The sequence below is a fragment of the Petrotoga sp. 9PWA.NaAc.5.4 genome (genome assembly GCF_002895485.1).
Lineage (GTDB): Bacteria > Thermotogota > Thermotogae > Petrotogales > Petrotogaceae > AZRK01.
Genome location: NZ_AZRK01000015.1, coordinates 79,113 through 98,862, shown reverse-complemented (window position 1 = coordinate 98,862; position 19,750 = coordinate 79,113). Strand labels below are relative to the sequence as shown.

Genomic DNA, 19,750 nt, shown 5'->3' with positions numbered 1-19,750 from the left:
CCTTACCGAATTGAGATTACGTTATTATTCCACTTCAATTTTATCAATAATTCTTCTTGCTAAAGAAACAAATGAATCAGTTATCTCAGGTGTTCCAAAATATGCTACAGGTTTTCCGTCGTCCATATTTTCTCTGATCATCGTATTTAAAGGTATTTCTGCGATTAATTCTAAGTTATACTTTTGAGCTAATTTTCTTCCTCCACCCTCACCAAAAATATAGTGCTTTGTTTTACAGTTAGGACAAATAAAATAAGACATATTTTCCACTATACCAATAACTTTTTTATTCATCTTCTCAACGAAGTTAATCGCCCTTTCAACATCATCTTGAGAAACTTGAGAAGGAGATGTAACTATCAAGGCACCTTTTATTTTATTAATGTTTTGAAAAACAGTTAAAGGTTCATCTCCAGTGCCAGGAGGAGCATCTATTATTAAATAATCTAAATCTTCCCACGCAACATCTCCTATGAACTGTAAAATTGCGCCTGTTTTCAAAGGACCTCTCCAGATAACAGCTTGATTGTCTCCTTCCAAAAACTGAGATATAGAAATAACTTTGATCCCATTGACTTCTGGAGGTAATATCTCATCTCCAACTTGGGAAAGTTGAACATCTCTTCCTCCAAGCATTCTTACAACGTCTGGCCCATGTAAATCAACATCCATAAGGCCGACTTTTTTGCCTTCCAATGCAAGTGCGACTGCCAAATTAACAGCAACAGTGGTTTTTCCAACACCACCTTTCCCACTCATCACTAAAATCACGTTGTTTATATTTTCTAATTTGCGATTTACTTTTTCTTTCATTTCTTGTATATTTGCCATATTCTTTCTCCTTTATTCCTATAATTTTAAATGTTTTTAGAAGTTCTAAAATCTAAGTTTTATTAATATTTTAAGTTTAAAATTTTTATAAAAATACCTCCGTAATTCTAATTTTGAACTATTCTCTATTTTTTTAATTTCTTTGTTGCAAGTATCAAAGGAAAGAAAAAAGGGCTCCGCCCTGGACCCATTTTAAATTCAAAACCCTGTTTTTATAAAATGCGCATTTTTAAAGTACTTATCTATAACTTTTATTCTACAATTTTTACTTCATGAGTAATATCTACAGAACCTCTAAAGGTAGCTATAGCACTACAATATTTTTCTTGAGATAGTTGTGCTGCACGTTGTAATTTATCTAAGGGTAAATCTTTCCCTTTAAATTCGTAGATCACATGAATCTTTGTATATTTCTTTGGGTGTTCTTCGCTTCTTTCTGTCAAAAGTCTCAAGTTGAACTCGTCGTACTCAACTTTCATTTTCTTAAGAATACTTACAACATCAATTCCTGTACATCCTGCTAAACCAGCTATCAAAAATTCCATAGGCCTTGCACCAGAATCATAACCATATACTTCTGGGTCTGCATCAATATGGATATCATGTCCAGAAGGTGTTTTCATATAAAAATGACTTCCATGAAGATTTTTTACTAAAAATTCTTTCATTTTTAGACCTCCTACATTTTAGTTTATTCATTGTCTTTAGAAATTCCGGAACTCTTATTATATGTATATTTTAGCGGAGATTCTTTTACAAGATACCTTCCCACTTATAATCTTTACTAATTCTTGATTTCTTTAGCTCTTCGGTACTTGTAGCCAAAGAGGGGGGAGGGCTTCGCCCTGGACCCATTTTAAATTCGAATTCCTATTTTTTGAAAATTATCATTTCTAAAGTACTTATCTAATACTTACTAACTATGAATCTCTTTAACTTTTTCGCTACGTGTAACTAAAGAGGGGGAAGGGCTCTGCCCTGGACCCGCTTTTAAAATCAAAAGATTATTTTTAAAAAGTTCTCCATTTTAAAGTCTTTATTTAATTTTGACCAATTGTTTATTTCTTTAGCTTTTTCGGTACTTGTAGCCAAAGAGGGGGGAGGGCTTCGCCCTGGACCCATTTTAAAATCAAAAGATTATTTTTAAAAAGTTCTCCATTTTAAAGTCTTTATCTAATTTTGGCCAATTGTTTATTTCTTTAGCTTTTTCGGTGCTTGTAGCCAAAGAGGGGGGAGGGCTCTGCCCTGGACCCGTTTTTAAAATCAAAAGATTATTTTTAAAAAGCTCTCTTTTCTAAAGTTCTTATTTAGTTTATTCACTTTTATAAAATACCTCCACACCTCAAACCATAATTCAATTCAAAAAGCATTTTGATTAAAATTTTAATTTATTTTATAGCATGGGATATAATAATTATATCATTATGAAGAAAAATTGATTAATATTTTACATTACGTTATTTTCAAAACAGGTTACAGTATATTGGATAGTTTCTAAGATTTGTTTTGAGTTAAAAACTTAAATTTTTGATAGTTTTTATATGAGAAAATCAGCTGCCACATTTTAAAAATAAAGTTTAAGCGAATTAAATTGGCAAAAAATTTTTTCATTAATTTTTCATCATTTTTATGTTATAATTTAGATGGATTTTATTATGAGGTAAACTTCTTATTCTTTACGGACTTTAGAAATGAAAATTTTTCAGAAAATAAGGTTTTGAATTTAAAAAGGGTACAGGTCGCAGCCTTCTCCTGTTTTGTTAAGTTTAGCAAAGAACTTAAAAACTCATAGTTAGTCAGAAGCTTTGGAAACAAGAAATTTTATAAAAACGAAGTTTTGAATTTAAAATGGGTCCAGGGCGGAGCCCTTTCCCCTCTTTAGTTACACGTAGCGAAAAAGTTAAAGAAATTCATAGTTAGTAAGTATTAGAGTCGTGGAGGTATTTTGAATAAATTTAAAACTAAAAGATTGGTAAAACTTAGGTTTCGAAATTTTTAAAGTAAGTATAATAATTTTCATGAGGAGGGATAGTTATGAAAAGGGTAGGATTTTTTATGATTTTAGGAGCAGCTGTATTATTACTTTTTGGTTGTGCAGGTAACGGAGTTTTAAGAGGAGTTTCTCAAGAACCTGTCGGTGGTTGGTTGGTTACATTACTTAAAGATGAAAACAATAACGGTGTATACGATGATCTGGAAAACTATTTCTATATCGCTATTGATGTGAATGATGATGACGATGGTTATGTGCCAGTTGCTGTGGACAAATATGGTGACCCAATTGAAGAAATTACAGCTACTTTTAGTATGAATGGGAATAAAGTTGAATTCACTATGGAAAGGTTAGACGTATATAGTTATGAGTTAACAGGTATTTTCCACAATGAATCTGATGATAGTAACGATTTAATGGCAGGAGAATATGAAGGAAATAACGGATTTTATGATGTTGAAGGTTTTTGGTTTGCTTTTAGATACGACTTCCCGCCAGCGGGAGCTGCAATTGAAGGATACAATCCTTTAGAGGGTAGAAAAGATGAAATTGAAGAATTAATAAAAGTAAAAACTGGCTACGAAGTGGATCTTGATTTTTTTGAACTAACAAAGTAACGTTTTATTAAAAACATGTACAAGTTGGCATAAATACCCAACTTGTATTCTGTAAAAAAATATTATGAAGGGGAGATAAAAATGAAGAAAAAGATATTTTTGATAGTTATTTCAATAGTCCTTCTTTCTGTGTTTATGTATGCAGAAAAATTCTTGATAATAAATGATAATACACTAAAAGTCTATAGGTTAGATGCTTATGATAGTTTTGAACTTACGGGAGATTCTTTGATATTAAAAAAAGCAGATACATTGTGGTCAGGTTCTGAGGTGTCTGTAAAGATAAATCTTGTAACGGAATTAGAGCTTCAAAAATATCAAAAGCTTGAACAAATGTTGAAAGAAGGAAGAACAATACCGGCTCCGACAAAACCTGGAGAAGTGGCTACTGGGAGAATCTTAACAGTAGATTGGTTGAAACAAGACAAAAAAGAAAAACTAACTGAAGATATTATAAGATTTTTAACCAATCCTAATCAAACGTCTTTTGATTTAACAAAATGGTTAAATGATTACGCAAATTGGATTCCTGTTAGATAAAGTTATTATTGATATAAAAGCGGTAGAAATTTCTACCGCTTTTTAAATTATTCAACAGGTTTCAATCTCGCAGTAAAGTGTCTTAAAATTTTTGGTTCGTAGACAAATTCTAAGCCTTTCAATGTTTCTGACCTTTTACTTACATCAATCAATCCTTGAGCTACATAATCCATATGGTTATTTGTATAGACCCTTCGAGGTATAGTAAGCCTTAAAAATTCGAAATCAGATTCTAATTGTTCACCCGTATCAGGATCGCGTCCCAACATTAAAGAACCTACTTCTACCGCTCTAACACCTGATTGCAAATAAAGTTCGTTAGTAAGTACTTGAGCTGGGAACTGATAATATGGAATATGTGGTAACATTTTTTTTGCATCCACAAAAACAGCGTGTCCACCTGTAGGATATTGTATGGGAATGCCAGCATCTTTCAAAATATCACCCAAATATTCTACTTGTGCTATTCTATATTCAAGATAATCAAAATCTATTCCTTCTTTTAAACCTCTTGCTATAGCTTCCATATCTCTGCCAGCTAATCCGCCATATGTTATAAACCCTTCCAAAGGAACTAAGTTTGAACATGCTTGATGATAAAGTTCTTCATTGTCTTTTATGCCTATTAATCCTCCTATGTTTACTATAGCATCTTTTTTCGCGCTCATTGTAAAACCATCGGCATAACTAAACATTTCTTGAACTATCTCTTTAATTGTTTTATTATTATAGCCTTCTTCTCTTGTTTTAATAAAATAAGCGTTTTCTGCAAAACGTGCTGCATCCAAAAAAACACGAATTCCATATTTTTTTGCTAAATGACTTGTTTCTTTGATGTTTTTCATAGAAACAGGTTGTCCCCCTGCACTGTTACAAGTAATAGTGATTATAATAAAAGCTATGTTTTCGCTGCCTTTTTCTTTAATAAATCTTTCCATTTTTTTAATATCCACATTTCCTTTAAAGGGATGATATGAAGCGGTGTCAAAAGCTTCTTCTATCACACAATCTATAGCTCGTGCATGTGCTAATTCAACATGTGCCTTTGTTGTATCAAAATGCATGTTGCTTAAAACATATTGACCAGGTTTGTTTATTAAAGCCGGGAACAAAACTTTTTCTGCACCTCTTCCTTGATGTGTGGGTATAAAGTATTTGTAATTAAAAATCTCTTGGCAGGTATCTGTTAAATGTAAAAAGTTTTTACTACCAGCGTAAGATTCATCTCCCAGCATCATGCCAGACCATTGATTGTCGCTCATAGCGCCTGTTCCACTATCGGTTAAAAGGTCAATAAATACTTCTTCTGCTTTTAGAGCAAATACATTGTATCCTGCCCTTTTCAAAGCTGATTCTCTTTCTTCTTTTGATATTAACTTTATTGGTTCGGCCATTTTAATCCTAAAGGGTTCGGGTTTAGAAGCTTTCTTCACGGTAATGCCTCCTTGTAAGATGTTTTATCTATTTTAAATTCAAAACCTCGTTTTTATAAAATTTTTCGTTTCTAAAGTTCCTGACTAACTATAAATTTTAACTTCTTTGCTAAGCTTAACGAAAGAGAGGAGGGGGGCTCCGCCCTGGACCCGTTTTAAATTCAAAAGATTATTTTTTGAAAACTCTCATTTCTAAAGTCTCTACTTCTTTTCTAGTTATTCTAAGTTCTAATTCTCACTAATTCTTAATTTCTTTAGTTTTTCGCTAAGTGTAGCCAAAGAGTGAGGAGAGGGCTCCGCCCTGGACCCGTTTAAATTCAAAAGCTTATTTTTTGAAAACTCTCATTTCTAAAGTCTCTACTTCTTTTCTAGTTATTCTAAGTTCTAATTCTCACTAATTCTTAATTTCTTTAGTTTTTCGCTAAGTGTAGCCAAAGAGTGAGGAGGGCTCCGCCCTGGACCCGTTTTAAATTCAAAAGATTATTTTTTGAAAACTCTCATTTCTAAAGTCTCTACTTCTTTTCTAGTTATTCTAAGTTCTAATTCTCACTAATTCTTGATTTCTTTAACCTCTTTGCTACGTGTAGTGAGAAAGAGAAGGGCTCCGCCCTGGACCCGTTTAAATTCAAAAGCTTATTTTCTAAAATCTTTATTTATAAAATGCTTATGTAATTCTAATTTTGACAAGTTAACTATTTTTTAGTTTTTCGCTAAGTGTAGCCAAAGAGTGAGGAGAGGGCTCCGCCCTGGACCCGTTTTAAATTCAAAAGCTTATTTTCTAAAATCTTTATTTATAAAATGCTTACTGTTTTAAGGAGTCTAATTCGATTAGTGGCGGCAGTTCGATAAAATTAACTTCTTTTTTAGCTATATCTTCTTTTAACAAATCTTTTACTTCGTCTTTCGAACTAAAATATATAACCTGCCAACCTGATTTTACTATATTTTTTAATATTGCTATCTGTTTAATCAATCTTTCTGAATCAGATTTAACAAACGGATCATCAAGAATAAAAAACCCACTTTGGCTGGCCATCAAGGCTTCCCCTAAAGCCAATCGAATTGAGAAGTAAAGTTGATCGTACGTTCCTCCTGACAATTGTTCAATGCTAAGTATAACACCATCTTTTCTTTTTACTTTTATTTTATTTTCATCTACATCAAATATAGCTTCTTCATACATATTGTTAGTAATTTCTCTAAAATACTTTGATATGCGGCTGTCTTTTCCAAAAAGCTGTGAAATTTTTGTTTTTTCTTCGTTTGCTATTTCTGTAAATATATCGATAACTTCTAAAGCATTCTTTCTATTATTTTCATGTGTATCTACAAATTTAAAAAGTAATTCTTTAATTGCTTGCAGATCGACTAATGTATTACAGATTATCGGCTCTTGTGAATTTAATATATAATTAGCTTGCCTTTCTACTTCTTCAAATCGTTTTTGAAGTGTATTAAGCTCGTTTTTTATCTTTTCAAGCTCGATTTGGCACTTTTTCGTTTCGCTTTGTAGTTTAGACAATTCTTCTTCGCTATATTTCAAGTCTTTATAAGCATCTTTGAATATTTCAAATTTAGATATTTCGTCTTCCCAATATTGGATCGCTTTTTCTAATCCCCCTTCTACATTTCCAAAATGGCTTTTCAGTACAGACTCTTGTTTTTCAATGTCTTTTTGAATCTCCATTTTTAACTTTAATTTTTCGTTGTAAGATTCTAATGAAGTCTCTTTTGATTTGTCTTTTATCTCTTGTATTTTTAACTTAGTTTCTTTGATATTTTGCTCTTTTTCTGGAATATCTTCCAGTTTAATCTTGTTGATTTCTTTTTCTAAATTCTCTTTATGTACGTTAAAACGAGTTAATTCTTCAGATTTCTGACGATATAGTCTTTCAAAGTCTTGGATTTTAGAGTAAATATCATTAACGCTGCTTGCTAATAATTCAAGTTCTTTTAAACTTGTTATAAACTCTTCAATTGAACGCATCGTATGGCTTTTGCTTTTTAAAGTTATGTATCTTAAGAATATAAAAGAAAAAGATGCGATAGCAGAAACACCTGTTAATGTGTAAAACACGGCAGACCTTTGAAATATTGAAGCCAAAAGAAAAAAAGCAAAAAAGGTAACAGAAACAATTGATAAAATAGTATACGTTTTGCTTTGCTTTTCTTGCTTTATATTATCTTCTTTTAAAGATTTATACTCTTCTATTTTTGGCCTTATCACTCCATCTATTTTTCGTTTTTTCTCTTCGTACAATTTGAATTCTTCTGTCAAAGCAGTTTGCTTGTGTGTTGTCTCGTCAAGTTCGGTTTCTTTAGCTTGAAGATCTTTTTCTTTTTGTTCTTTTTCAGAATTATAATTTTTTAGCCTTTGTTCTAATGTTTCCCATTCTTTTGCTTCTGCTTCATTGTATATGTCCAGCTCTTTTATTTCTTTTATCAGAGTTTTAAGAGTATTTAAAGCTTTGCTACCTGTTTCATATTTTTCTCTTTTTCTAACTTCTTCAAGTAGGTTGATTTGATTATCAATTTCTTTTAATTTTTCTTTCAATGTCACAATTTTTACTTCTAACTGTTCTAAACCTTTTTCCTGGCTATCTTTTATAATTTCTTCAATTTTCTCGATCAATTTTTTAGCTTCATCTATTCTTGTCTTTAACTTTTCCTCTCCTACATCTCTAAAAAGTCCTTTATGAGTTAATCTTGCCATTTCTCCAACTTTTTGAGAAATCTTATTTATCTCGTTTGTTCTTAAACCTGTAAGTCTTTCTGTTATGTTCTCGTAATAAGAAATACCGCTATTTTTACTTTGTTCAATAGATATATCACTATTTCTAACGATAAAAATATTTTTAAAATCTGTAGGAGTAAACTCTTTTAATTCGTTGAACTCTCCCCTGTTAGAAAGTTTATGTTCTTTTCCATCGATGCTTTCTAAAATCATATATCCTTCAGGGACTTCCTCTACCCTGTTTAAGTTTTCAAACTCTTTAACTCCTTTTTTGAATAAAAGCTTAATAATGGCTTCTATAGTAAGTGTTTTGCCTCCCTCGTTTTTACTCCATATTAAGTTAAAATCCGCTAATTTTATCTTTTCTCTGTTTTCCAAAGGGCCATAGTGACTTATAAAAAATTCTTTGATTTTCATTTTTTCACAACCTCCATCATTGCTCTAATTGCAAAATCTAACAATTCTTTTTCTTTCTCAGGTGGATAATTTTTAGCTTTAACCTTCTTATAAAACTTATCGAAAAGCGAGTCTTCGAGTATTCTTTTTATGTCTATAAATTCCAAATTAGGAAATTCTGCATTGTATCCCTCAAGCTTTTTTAGCTGTTGAACTATCTCTTGTTCACTCATATGAATCGAGTCACTGTTTATGTACCCAGTAATAGTAAAAATCATCTTAGCATTTTTATGAGCTTTCTCTATTTCTTTTTTTACTAACTCAACTGGGTTAGTATCGTCAAAAGGGTTTAAGTTAATCTTAATTTCTACATAATGGAATGTATCTATCAAATAATCATGAGGTGGTTGGCCCACTTCAAAAACATTAACCTTTCTTTGTTTGACTTCTTTTTTAGTAATTGACACCGGCGAGCCTGGATATACAAAATATTTATTTTTTTCAAATTCATAATTATTAAAGTTTGTGTGAAAATGTCCCGCAAGTACATAATCAAAACCACAAGATTTAAAGTAAGATAGTTTTATAGGCATGTACCTCTCTTTACCCTCATCTCCAAAATCATCTCTTGAATAGAAGGCATCAAGTAATTCACCATGAATCATTAATATGTTTATTTTGGTATTATCTAATTTAGAAGAAAACAGTCTAATTTTACTTAGAATATCTTCTGAAGATAAAGGTTCAAAAGGGAAGCCCCATATGCAGACATTGTTAAATTCAAGCGAAAGATCTGGATTATTTAAAACAGTTACGTTTTCTCCAAAATACAAACCATTTTTATATGAATCGCTGTCATGATTGCCTGGAAGAATAATTATTCTGAATTTGTTATTTGAAAAGATTTCTCGAATTTTTGGTCTAAGTTTTTCTGAGTCCATATCTTTATCAAAAAGATCTCCACTTATTAAAAGAAGCTCAATATTCTCTTGTTTTCCAACTTCTATAATTTGTTTTAAACTCTTCCATCTTTCATCTTCATATTCTTTCAAATGAAGATCTGCGGTATGAAGGATTTTCATTTCAATTTTCACCTCTTGATTATTTTTATTTCTAAATAATCTATCAATAAATATTTTACTATATTTTTCAGAATTTAAATTATGGAGCCAACTTTAAGAATATAGATTGTCTCCTATGTAATTTATTGTTTCATCTTCTGCAATTAATAAACCAAAGGTCTCTTCTCTTTAAATTTAAAACTGTATGATATAATAAAATTAGCAAAAATAACGTTTAATGACTCTATTGCAAAATATTTGAAAATCGAATAAGAGGGGATGTTAAAATGATAACCCAGCAGCAAATTGAAATTATAAAAAACTTTTTAATCAAAAATTTAGATGTAGATGTAATATATCTTTTTGGATCTTCAGTAAAAAACATAATGAGAGAAGATAGTGATATTGATATTGCCTTTTTGAGTGAAAAATCCGTAGATGCGTTTGATCTTTTCCTTTTATCTCAGAAATTAGCTGATTTAGTAGGCAGAGAAGTAGATTTAATAGATATTAAAAAAGCATCTACTGTTTTTCAAACTCAAATCATAAGTACCGGACTTGTAATTTACTCTTATGATGAGAAAAAAAGAGCCATCTTTGAAATGATTACCTATAAAAGTTATGCAAGGTTAAATGAAGAAAGAGAAGAAATTCTAAATAAAATAAAAGAAAGCGGGAGCATATATGCAAAATGATATTATAATAAATAAAACTGCGATTATTGAGAGATGTATTTATAGAATAAACGAAGAATATAACAATGATCCAGCAAATTTAAAAAATTATACAAAGCAAGACTCAATAATATTAAATATTCAAAGAGCGTGTGAAGCTTGTATTGATATAGCCATGCATATTGTTTCTACTAATAAATTAGGAGTTCCACAGACAACTCGTCAAGTTTTTGATATTCTAAATGAAGCGAACATTATTGATGAAAGGTTAGCTGACAGATTGAAAGCAATGGTGGGATTTCGAAATATAGCTGTTCATGATTATCGAACTCTTAATTTGAGCATAGTTCAAAAAATTATTGAAGAACATCTAAACGATTTTCTTGAATTTACAAAGATAACTTTAAAATTGTTAGATTGAAGAGTAAAAAATCAAATGCAATATAATACAGTAAATAGTTTTAAACACTGATTTAAATTGAAAGGTAATTAGTTTCATATGCAGCCTGTGTATCTCGTGGTTTTGAAAACGTTCAAACGATTAATATTTTTAACAACCCTTAAAACATTGATTTTAAGATGCGTAATTGACAGCTATGTAATTTATTGTTTCATCTTCCGCGTTTTGAATTTTCTCTTTCAATTCTTCTGATAATTTTCCATCAAATTTTTTTGATAATAATTCTTAATAGTAAATTCTTTTCTTTTTACTTTTTACAAATCATCAAACATTTATTTTAAGAACTGTGTAATTGTTTTTTACGATAATATAATAAGATATTTTATGAGAACAATTCAGATGCTTATTTTAATTCAAAAACAATTTTTTAAAAAAATGAAGTTTCATAGGAACCAATTGTGCGTATAAATGTTAAAGAAATTGTTAATTTTTGACAAAAAAATGTTTATTTCGTATTATTAATTGTACCATCTGGTATAATAATTAAGAACAAAACAGTGGTTATAGGAGAGAATGATTTTGAGGAGTGATAAAAGTGGTCGTTGTAGGAATAGATTTAGGAGGTACTGAGATTAAAGGTGGATTAGTCGATGAGGAAAAGGGTATTATTAATAAAGTTTCTTATCCAACACAAGTAGAACTGGGTAATTATAAGGTTATTGAAAATATTTCCAATGTAATCCGGGAATTAGCTAAAGATACAAACGTTTCATCAGTAGGAATAGGGTCTCCTGGATCAATTGATCGAGATAATGGAATTGTTAAATTTTCTCCTAACTTCCCTAATTGGCGCAATTTTGAATTGGCGAAAGAAATAAAGAAAAATGTTCAAAAAGAGGTGTTTGTTGAAAACGATGCTAATGCGTTTGCACTTGGTGAATGGTATTTTGGTAAAGCCAAAGGTCTTAAAGATTTTATTGCTTTAACTTTAGGTACAGGGATTGGTTCGGGGGTAGTTTGTAATAATATTTTTCTTACTGGAAAAGACGGGTTAGCACCTGAGTTAGGGCATATTGTTGTAGTACCAAATGGTCCGGAATGTGGATGTGGAAATAGGGGATGTGTAGAAGCAACTTCTTCCGCAAAATCCATTGCAAGAGAAGCAAAGAATTTAATCGACAGATTTCCTGATAGTTTAGTTCTAAAACTTGCAGGTTCTAAAGAAAAGATAGAATCTAAACATGTTTTTGAAGCTTATAAGAAAATGGATCCCTTAGCAACGATTGTAGTTAATTTTGCTATTGATTCTTTGGCTCGTGCAATAGGAGGGTATATACACGCTTTTAATCCGGAAAAAATCATAATTGGTGGGGGACTGAGTAAAGCAGGTGATGCTCTATTTGTGCCACTGCGTGAAATGACAAAAAGATATGTAATGAGCAGTTTTGCCGATACTTATATTATTGAACAATCTTCTTTAGTGGAAGATGCTGGTATTCTTGGCGCTGCATCGGCTGCTTTGTATGGGAAAGAGGGCAGGCCAAAATCTTAGAAAGGAGTACAATTATATCAAATGAGTAATTTTTATGGTGAAGATTCAGGAAAAGGTTTTGTAAAAGAAGTTCCTCTAATGACTTTTGCTAAAGCAATAGAAAGTGCAATATATAAATCTCCTATTAGAGGAGAGAATCAAGTATATTTAAGCGATTTGTGGTTTGTTACATCACTTCCAGAAGATTTAATAATTGAGGTTATTACAAAACATATTGATGATTTAGACTTGCCAGAAGATGTTATGGAAATCTATGACGATAAAAGAAATAAAGTGTTATGGAGAAAACATAAATGAGGAAAGAACTGAGAATAGATTTGCATGTTCATTCAACCGCTTCTGATGGGACGGATAGCCCTCAAGAATTGATAAGAATCGGCTTAAATAAAGGCATAGAATATTTTTCAATAACTGATCACGATACCGTTGATGGAGTAAAGTCCATTTTAGATTCACAAGAGATATTCCCGAACGAATTGTTTTTTGTTACAGGAGTAGAGATAAGTGCTGAATTTCCAACAACACTGCATTTACTCGGATATAATTTTGATATAAGAGATAAAAATTTGAATGATATATTAAAAAATCTTCAGGAATATAGGCAACAAAGAAATGATCAAATGATACAAAATATGAAAAATTATGGGTTTGATATAACTTTGGAAGAATTACAGCAAGAAGCCGGGAAAGAATTAATAGGCAGACCGCATTTCGCTAACTTGATGGTCCAAAAGAAATATGTTAAAGATAAACAAGAAGCTTTTGATAAATACTTAAAAAAAGGAGCACCGCTCTATTTAGACAAAAAAAGATTAGAGCCAGAACAAGCAATAAAACTTATAAAAGAAGCAGGTGGAATTGTTGTTTTAGCCCATCCGTATCAAACAAAGGTATATGGTAAAGATTTAGAAAAACTCATTTCTGACTTAAAGGCTATGGGATTAGATGGCATAGAAGTGTATTACTCATCTCATACAAAAACCATGGTCCAAGAATATAAGCAATTGGCAAAAAAATATGAATTAATTATGACAGCGGGTTCCGACTATCATGGGGAAAATAAAGTTGGCATTGAATTGGGGTTGAACGTCGATATAATGGACATAGAACCTTTTCTTAAAATTTTAAGGAAACATTAAGTTTTTGAATATAAAATTTCTAATAGAAAAATAATAACCCCCAATAAAATCCCCAACTTATCCCGCATTATGCGGGGTTTTTTTTAGGTATTTTTTAGGAAAGAAGTAGGAACTTTGGAAACGAGAATTTTATAAAAACAAGCGTTTGAATTTAAAACGGGTCCAGGGCAGAGCCCTCTCTCCTTTCTTCGGTACAAGTACTGAAAAAGTTAAAGAAATTAAGAATTAGTGAGAATTAGATAAGAACTTTAGAAATGAAGATTTTCAGAAAATGAGCTTTTGAATTTATAGCGGGTCCAGGGCGGAGCCCTCTCTCCTTTCTTCGGTACAAGTACTGAAAAAGTTAAAGAAATTAAGAATTAGTGAGAATTAGATAAGAACTTTAGAAATGAAGATTTTCAGAAAATGAGCTTTTGAATTTAAAAAGGGTCCAGGGCAGAGCCCTCATTCCTCTTTCGTTACACGCAGCGAAGAAGTAAAAAAATCGTAGTTAGACAGGAACCTTGAAAACGAGAATTTTATAAAAACAAGCGGTTGAATTTAAAACGGGTCCAGGGCAGAGCCCTCTCTCCTTTCTTCGGTACAAGTACCGAAAAAGTCAAAAAAATTAAGAATTAGTGAGAATTAGATAAGAACTTTAGAAATGAAGATTTTCAGAAAATAAGCATTTGAATTTATAGCGGGTCCAGGGCGGAGCCCTCTCTCCTTTCTTCGGTACAAGTACCGAAAAAGTCAAAAAAATTAAGAATTAGTGAGAATTAGATAAGAACTTTAGAAATGAAGGTTTTCAGAAAATGAGCTTTTGAATTTATAGCGGGTCCAGGGCGGAGCCCTCATTCCTCTTTCGCTACACGCAGCGAAGAAGTTAAAGAAAAGAAGTTTAAGGAGGCAATATGAATTTACAAAAATTCATTGTATTTATAGACGGAATACTCATGGGCATAGCTGATTCAATTCCTGGAATTTCAGGAGCTACTATTGCATTAATAGTTGGTATTTATGAAAAGTTTATTTCTTCATGGTCTTACTTTTTTAGTAATATTTCGCATTTGAAAAAGTTAATAAAAAGTAAGGAATTTAGATTTCTATTAATACTTTATATAGGAGTTTTTGTTGGTTTATTTGCATCTTTAAACGTTATAGGTTTTTTAATGACCAATTATGAAAATGGTGTATTTTCTTTTTTTACAGGTTTAATCATTGCCAGTATTTTCTTTTTGTTTGGTGAAATATCTAAAAAAGAGAAGCATGAAGTTTCTCAGAATAAAACTATCTTGTTTATTTTTTCTTCTGTATTAGGATTTTTATTGGCTTTTTACATCTCGGGTTTGAAAACCCTAACAGTTGATCATTCTTTACCAGTAATTTTATTATCTGGTTTTTTTGCAATTTGTGCGATGGTTCTTCCAGGAATATCTGGATCTTTTGTACTGTTAATGATGAACCAATATGATTATATAGTTAAGGCTGTAAATGAATTGAATTTTATAGTTTTAATGGTTTTTGTGTTAGGTGCCATATTAGGTATAGCCGTTATGAGCAAATTTTTACAATGGTTGTTGAAAAAATTCTATGCTTTTACAATGTATTTCTTAATAGGATTAATGGTAGGAGGTTTGAGAGCCCCTTTGTCTCGAATAGATAATTTAACGGTCCTTATAATATTTGGTTTAATAGGCGTATTATTTGTTGTTTTATTAGAAAGATTGGGAAGAAAATCAAGGAACACTTAATTATTTCGTATTTTTGGTTTTTTTGGTATGCCGAAGGTGTTTTTAATAATTACTTCTTTTCCTAATTCTCGTTGAACTATGGAAACTGACTCTAATTTTATGTTATATTTAAATTTTTTATCAGATAAATAGCTAACTACTTGTCCAATATTTTCTTTGTTAATGTCTTCTACGGCTAAAGTTATATGAGGAAACCAGTTAGTAGGTGCATAATATTTATTTAATTTTGTTTGATTTACGTTAACTAAATTCCAAAAAAATTCATGAAATTCTAAAACTTCTTTTGATGGTTTAATAGGTAAATACAGTACGATTTTTTCACCAGTAAAAATCCCTAAACCTTCTGTTTTTATGTTTATTGAAACTAAATTTTTTAATGAGTTTTTTAATGTTTGCTCAAAATTTTCTGTATTATATTTTTCTGCCACATTCCAAGTTATATGTGGAAATGGAACATTTTCTTTTATCCATTTTATTCCAAACCTTTTTTCCAAGTCTATCCAAATATTTGTTATTCTGGTATAAAAAGGATCCGGTAATATTGTCAATAAAGCTTGCAAGGACATCACCTTTTATTTATAATTTTATTGTAATTAGTTCATAAGAAAATAACGTAGTTTTATAAAAATAAGCTTTTAAACTTATGTGGGATTAAGGTAGAACTTTCCATACCTTCAAAGAAGGAGGCAATATAGTTTTGGATAACAACAAAAAAAGAATATTTAAATTTCTTTTATTTTATTTCAGTATTTCAATTGCTCTTCTTTTAGTCTTCTTTTTTTTGTTTAAAAAAATTTTTTGGTTTTCGCTTATTATATGGATATTTTCAACCTTCGGAGTGATATCCATATCTTTTTTTACTATTGTAAACTTAAGAATAAAAGAATTAGAAGATAATAAAGATGATAGCAATGAAGATGAACACAAAAATTAGTCTCTAAGCTTTATCAAAAGATAATTTATCCTTGATATTGATCATACCGTTTATTCCTATTTGAAAAAATTCTTCTAATTCTATATTTAGCCTTTGGATTTGTTGTATCTTTTCTCTGTCTGCTCCTTTAGCAAAGGCTTTATCCTTGAACTTTTTCTTTAAAGATTTAACGGTTAAACCTTCTATGTCTTTATTAGGTCTAACAAGTATTGCGGCTGTTATCAACCCAGCAAGTTGATCGGCAGCATAAAGTGCAATTTCAATATCTTTTTCGATATCTTTTTTTTCATTGTGAGCTAAGATTGCATCTTTAATTTCATCTTCTACTTTATCATCAAGCATTTCTACAGTTTTTATTGCATGAATTTCGGGATTTTCTTTTGTAAATTCATAATCAAGATCATGCAATAACCCAGTTATTTCCCATTTTTCTTCATCTTTTTCTAATCTTTTTGCAAGCTCTTTCATTATAGCGCTTACAGATAATGAGTGTATTATAAGACTTTCTGTTTTAATATTTTCATGAAGTAAGTCAATAGCCTCTTGCTTTGTCAACAAAATCGCCTCTCATTCAATTTTTTTAGAAGTAAATCTAATTCCAAAATATAAAAGAGTTATAGTTAAGAATAATATACCAAAAATAATCCATAGGCCAATTATAACAGGTGGAATAAAAATCAAAAAGATCAACAAAGATACAGATAAAGCGATACTTAACCAAAAGATTATTTTAAGTAAATGAAAAATTTGATTCAATTGATTGTTTACCTGCATTTGATGATATTTTAAATCTTCGATTTCTTGTCTAACTGTCATTTCTTTCTTTTCTAAAGCTTCGATTTTTTCTTTTAACATATGTAATTCAAGGTTTTTATCGTCATAATCTGAATAATCTGACATTTTATCCTCCTAAAATATAATTTTTCACTTACTTTAAAAATTATAAAACTTAAGTTTTGCCAATATTTTAGTTTTAAAGTTTTTTAAAAATACCTCCATAACTTCAATCCTTACAAGATATGAATTTTTTAACTCTTTTGGTACTTGTGGCCAAAGAGGGGGAGAGGGCTTCGCCCTGGACCCATTTTAAATTCAAAAGATTATTTTTAAAAAGTTCTCCATTTTAAAGTCTTTATCTATTTTGGCAAATTGTTTATTTCTTAAGTTATTCGGCACTTGTACCGAGAGAGGAGAGGGGCTCCGCCCTGGACCCATTTTAAATTCAAAAGCTTATTTTTTGAAAACTCTCATTTCTAAAGTCTCTACTTCTTTTTTAGTCATTCTAAGTTCTAATTCTCAATAATTCTTAATTTCTTTAGTTTTTCGCTATGTATAGCGAAAGAGGGGGAGAGGGGCTCCGCCCTGGACCCAATTTAAATTCAAAAGATTATTTTTAAAAAGTTCTCCATTTTAAAGTCTTTATCTATTTTGGCAAATTGTTTATTTCTTAAGTTATTCGGCACTTGTACCGAGAGGGGAGAGGGGCTCCGCCCTGGACCCAATTTAAATTCAAAACCTTATTTTAGGAAAACTCTCCGTTTCTAAAGTCTCTATATAATTTTTACTTGCTTTAGAAATTATGAAACTCTGATTCTATAAATGTTTTGATGATTAGTTTTTATATTCCTTTAACCTGTTTAGTACGTTGTACCAATTTAATTATACCATTTCAAAAAATTTTTTTAATAGCTTATTTGTTTTTATGGTATAATTTTAAGAACAAGAAGTTTAGATTATTTTTATTTTTTAAATAAAATTATATTTGTTTTCAAAATTTTGAAGCTGTAAAAATGCATGACTTTTATATAATTTTATATAATATATAAGGGGGAAAGTTTATGAAAGGAATGATTGTTGAAACATGGTTAGAAACGTTTAAAAATACTTATGGACAAGATTTTGTGAATGATATGCTTTCTCAGATTGGAATTTCTAAAAATAAACATTTTTCGCCTTTTGAAGACTTAGAAGACGATAAGGTTTTTCAGATGCTTGATTTGGCTTCAAAAAAGGCAAATAAAAGCAAAGAAGAACTTATGAAAGAACTTGGAAAAAATAATATTTATACCTTTAAAAAATATTATCCTAATTTTTTTAAAAGAAAAGGATTGTTAGCTTTCCTATCAACCATGAACGATGTTCATAAGTCTTTAACTAAACGAATTAACGGTGCAAAACCTCCTGCGATTGAGTTTGAAATCATAGATAGTAATTCTGCTTATATCATTTATCGTTCTTTTAGAGACATGGGATATTATTTTTTAGGTCTTTTAGAAGGATCGTCAGAGCTTTTTGGGGAAAAGATTGATTATGAAATAATAGATCAAGGAAAAAGTAAAACAGGTAGTTTCATGAAGATAAAATTGAAAAGTGAAAAACCCTATGCAAAAATAAATAAAGCCCGATTTTTTATAGCAATTAGTCTTTCTTTTATGAAAACATTTTTTACTTCACTTACCTTTTATACGATTCTAATTGTATTTTTTGTGTCGTGGATTTTGGGAAGTATTTTTAATAACAATTTATTAGTTTCAGCAATTACAGCAATTTCTTCGGGGATATTTATTTTTTCTATGGGAAGATACTTTAAAAATATATTTAGTGCCTCTAATAGTGGAATTAAAAAACTCTCTGAAAGGAATTTTGATGAACCTGAGCTTTTAAAAGGTGAAAAGATGTTAGAAGGACATTCATATGAGATAGATAAATTGAGAAGTGAATTAAATGGATTAATGATAAATATTACTGGAGATATAGAGGAAATAGAAACTTTTACGAGAAGAGTTGCGGAAAATGCCCAAGAAATGAAGTCCATAAGTGATTCAATAAATGAATTGATAGAACAAGTAGCGATAAGTTCTCAACAGACCGCAAACGATGCCGAATCTATATCAAATGTAGTAGAAGTGAATGTTAATACTATTCAAAACATTATTTCAAGAGAAAATGATATGGTTGTATCTTTACAGGATGCTGTTAAAAAAATAACAAATTCTTCAGTAAGAGTTGAAAAATCTTCTCTGGAAATTGAAAATATGAGTAAGAGGTTTGATATATTAGTTCAAGACAGTAATAATTTAGAAAACGATACACGGGAAATACTAAAGGTAGTTGATACTGTAAGAAGAATAGCTGATCAAACAAATTTGTTAGCTTTAAATGCGGCTATAGAGGCATCTCGAGCTGGAGAAGCCGGCAGAGGTTTTGCGGTTGTAGCAGATGAGATAAGATCTCTTGCCGAAGAAAGTAAAGACGCAGCTTCCCAAATTGATAAAATTCTTAATAAAATTTCGAGTGTAATCAAGAATCTTTCTGAAAGTATAGCGAAAGAGTTTCAATCTATGAAAGAAGGGGCAAAAAATCTTAAAATTAGTTCGGAAGAAAATAAAATCTCTGCAGATAATATAGAAAACATTTCAGTTGAAATTTCTAAAATATTAGTAGAACTTCAAACCGAAGGGAAAAAATTAGAAGAAATAAGTAAAAATACTCAAAGTTTGTTAGCTATTTCAGAAGAGGGATCCGCCACAGCTCAAGAAATTTCTTCTTCTGTAAAAGAATTCATAAATAATATAAGGGTTGTATTGGACAACATCGAACAAATTCAACGTTTTATTCAATCTCTCAAAAGCAATTTTTCAAGCAAGAACTAATTAATTCAGTATATTTTTAAAAAATTTTAATCTTTACTAAAAATAATCATGCTATAATTT

The 19,750-nt window shown here is 30.4% G+C and carries 18 protein-coding genes; 10 read left to right on the top strand and 8 right to left on the bottom strand.

What is annotated here, in order from left to right; genetic code table 11:
* Positions 1-24 precede the first annotated feature (24 nt).
* Together X924_RS06070 and X924_RS06065 are read right to left on the bottom strand one after the other, a co-directional pair.
* Positions 25-831, bottom strand: coding sequence for an Mrp/NBP35 family ATP-binding protein (locus X924_RS06070; protein ID WP_121958043.1), 807 nt, complete (start codon positions 829-831; stop codon positions 25-27).
* A 251-nt stretch (positions 832-1,082) separates the two neighbouring features.
* The gene (locus X924_RS06065; protein ID WP_121958042.1) at positions 1,083-1,499 is read right to left on the bottom strand and encodes an OsmC family protein; all 417 of its coding nucleotides are present in this window, start codon (positions 1,497-1,499) and stop codon (positions 1,083-1,085) included.
* Positions 1,500-2,865: 1,366 nt separating this feature from the next.
* On the opposite strand from X924_RS06065, the gene X924_RS06060 reads away from it, so the two are divergent.
* Positions 2,866-3,441 carry a hypothetical protein gene (locus X924_RS06060; RefSeq protein ID WP_121958041.1) on the top strand — a complete coding sequence of 192 codons (576 nt, stop codon included), beginning with the start codon at positions 2,866-2,868 and terminating at the stop codon, positions 3,439-3,441.
* Between the two features lie 81 nt (positions 3,442-3,522).
* Positions 3,523-3,981, top strand: a complete 459-nt coding sequence (locus X924_RS06055; RefSeq protein ID WP_121958040.1) for a hypothetical protein — start codon at positions 3,523-3,525, stop codon at positions 3,979-3,981.
* Between the two features lie 47 nt (positions 3,982-4,028).
* Here X924_RS06055 and X924_RS06050 read toward each other — a convergent pair whose 3' ends face one another.
* The 3 genes from X924_RS06050 to X924_RS06040 form a co-directional block, all read right to left on the bottom strand.
* A complete protein-coding gene (locus X924_RS06050; protein WP_121958039.1) occupies positions 4,029-5,414 on the bottom strand; it encodes a tryptophanase in 1,386 nt (461 codons plus the stop codon).
* An 802-nt stretch (positions 5,415-6,216) separates the two neighbouring features.
* Positions 6,217-8,565, bottom strand: coding sequence for an AAA family ATPase (locus X924_RS06045; protein WP_121958038.1), 2,349 nt, complete (start codon positions 8,563-8,565; stop codon positions 6,217-6,219).
* Positions 8,562-9,626: a DNA repair exonuclease gene (locus tag X924_RS06040; RefSeq protein ID WP_121958037.1), complete on the bottom strand. Its 1,065-nt coding sequence runs from the start codon at positions 9,624-9,626 to the stop codon at positions 8,562-8,564. The genes X924_RS06045 and X924_RS06040 overlap by 4 nt, the downstream gene beginning before the upstream one ends.
* Before the next feature lie 266 nt (positions 9,627-9,892).
* On the opposite strand from X924_RS06040, the gene X924_RS06035 reads away from it, so the two are divergent.
* From X924_RS06035 to X924_RS06010, 6 genes are all read left to right on the top strand, one after another.
* Positions 9,893-10,300, top strand: coding sequence for a nucleotidyltransferase domain-containing protein (locus X924_RS06035; RefSeq protein ID WP_121958036.1), 408 nt, complete (start codon positions 9,893-9,895; stop codon positions 10,298-10,300).
* Positions 10,290-10,700, top strand: a complete 411-nt coding sequence (locus X924_RS06030) for a DUF86 domain-containing protein (protein WP_121958035.1) — start codon at positions 10,290-10,292, stop codon at positions 10,698-10,700. Before X924_RS06035 ends, X924_RS06030 begins: the two co-directional genes overlap by 11 nt.
* A 574-nt stretch (positions 10,701-11,274) precedes the next feature.
* On the top strand, positions 11,275-12,231 hold the full coding sequence (locus tag X924_RS06025; RefSeq protein WP_121958034.1) for an ROK family protein: 957 nt from the start codon (positions 11,275-11,277) through the stop codon (positions 12,229-12,231).
* A gap of 21 nt (positions 12,232-12,252) precedes the next feature.
* Positions 12,253-12,528, top strand: coding sequence for a hypothetical protein (locus tag X924_RS06020; protein ID WP_121958033.1), 276 nt, complete (start codon positions 12,253-12,255; stop codon positions 12,526-12,528).
* Positions 12,525-13,370, top strand: a complete 846-nt coding sequence (locus X924_RS06015) for a PHP domain-containing protein (RefSeq protein ID WP_233186593.1) — start codon at positions 12,525-12,527, stop codon at positions 13,368-13,370. Before X924_RS06020 ends, X924_RS06015 begins: the two co-directional genes overlap by 4 nt.
* An 893-nt stretch (positions 13,371-14,263) precedes the next feature.
* Positions 14,264-15,103 (top strand): DUF368 domain-containing protein, encoded by an 840-nt coding sequence (locus X924_RS06010; protein ID WP_121958032.1) that lies wholly within the window; start codon positions 14,264-14,266, stop codon positions 15,101-15,103.
* Here X924_RS06010 and X924_RS06005 read toward each other — a convergent pair.
* Positions 15,100-15,663 (bottom strand): 2'-5' RNA ligase family protein, encoded by a 564-nt coding sequence (locus X924_RS06005; protein WP_158245332.1) that lies wholly within the window; start codon positions 15,661-15,663, stop codon positions 15,100-15,102. The two genes, X924_RS06010 and X924_RS06005, sit on opposite strands and share 4 nt — an antisense overlap.
* Before the next feature lie 137 nt (positions 15,664-15,800).
* Between X924_RS06005 and X924_RS06000 the strand changes: the two genes are divergently transcribed.
* Entirely contained in the window at positions 15,801-16,037 is a 237-nt protein-coding gene (locus tag X924_RS06000) for a hypothetical protein (RefSeq protein WP_121958030.1), read from the top strand.
* Positions 16,038-16,040: 3 nt separating this feature from the next.
* Here X924_RS06000 and X924_RS05995 read toward each other — a convergent pair whose 3' ends face one another.
* Both X924_RS05995 and X924_RS05990 read right to left on the bottom strand, forming a co-directional pair.
* Positions 16,041-16,592: an HD domain-containing protein gene (locus X924_RS05995; protein ID WP_121958029.1), complete on the bottom strand. Its 552-nt coding sequence runs from the start codon at positions 16,590-16,592 to the stop codon at positions 16,041-16,043.
* Positions 16,593-16,604: 12 nt separating this feature from the next.
* A complete protein-coding gene (locus tag X924_RS05990) occupies positions 16,605-16,937 on the bottom strand; it encodes a hypothetical protein (RefSeq protein ID WP_121958028.1) in 333 nt (110 codons plus the stop codon).
* Positions 16,938-17,875: 938 nt separating this feature from the next.
* Between X924_RS05990 and X924_RS05985 the strand changes: the two genes are divergently transcribed.
* The gene (locus X924_RS05985; RefSeq protein ID WP_121958027.1) at positions 17,876-19,690 is read left to right on the top strand and encodes a heme NO-binding domain-containing protein; all 1,815 of its coding nucleotides are present in this window, start codon (positions 17,876-17,878) and stop codon (positions 19,688-19,690) included.
* Positions 19,691-19,750: the final 60 nt, after the last annotated feature.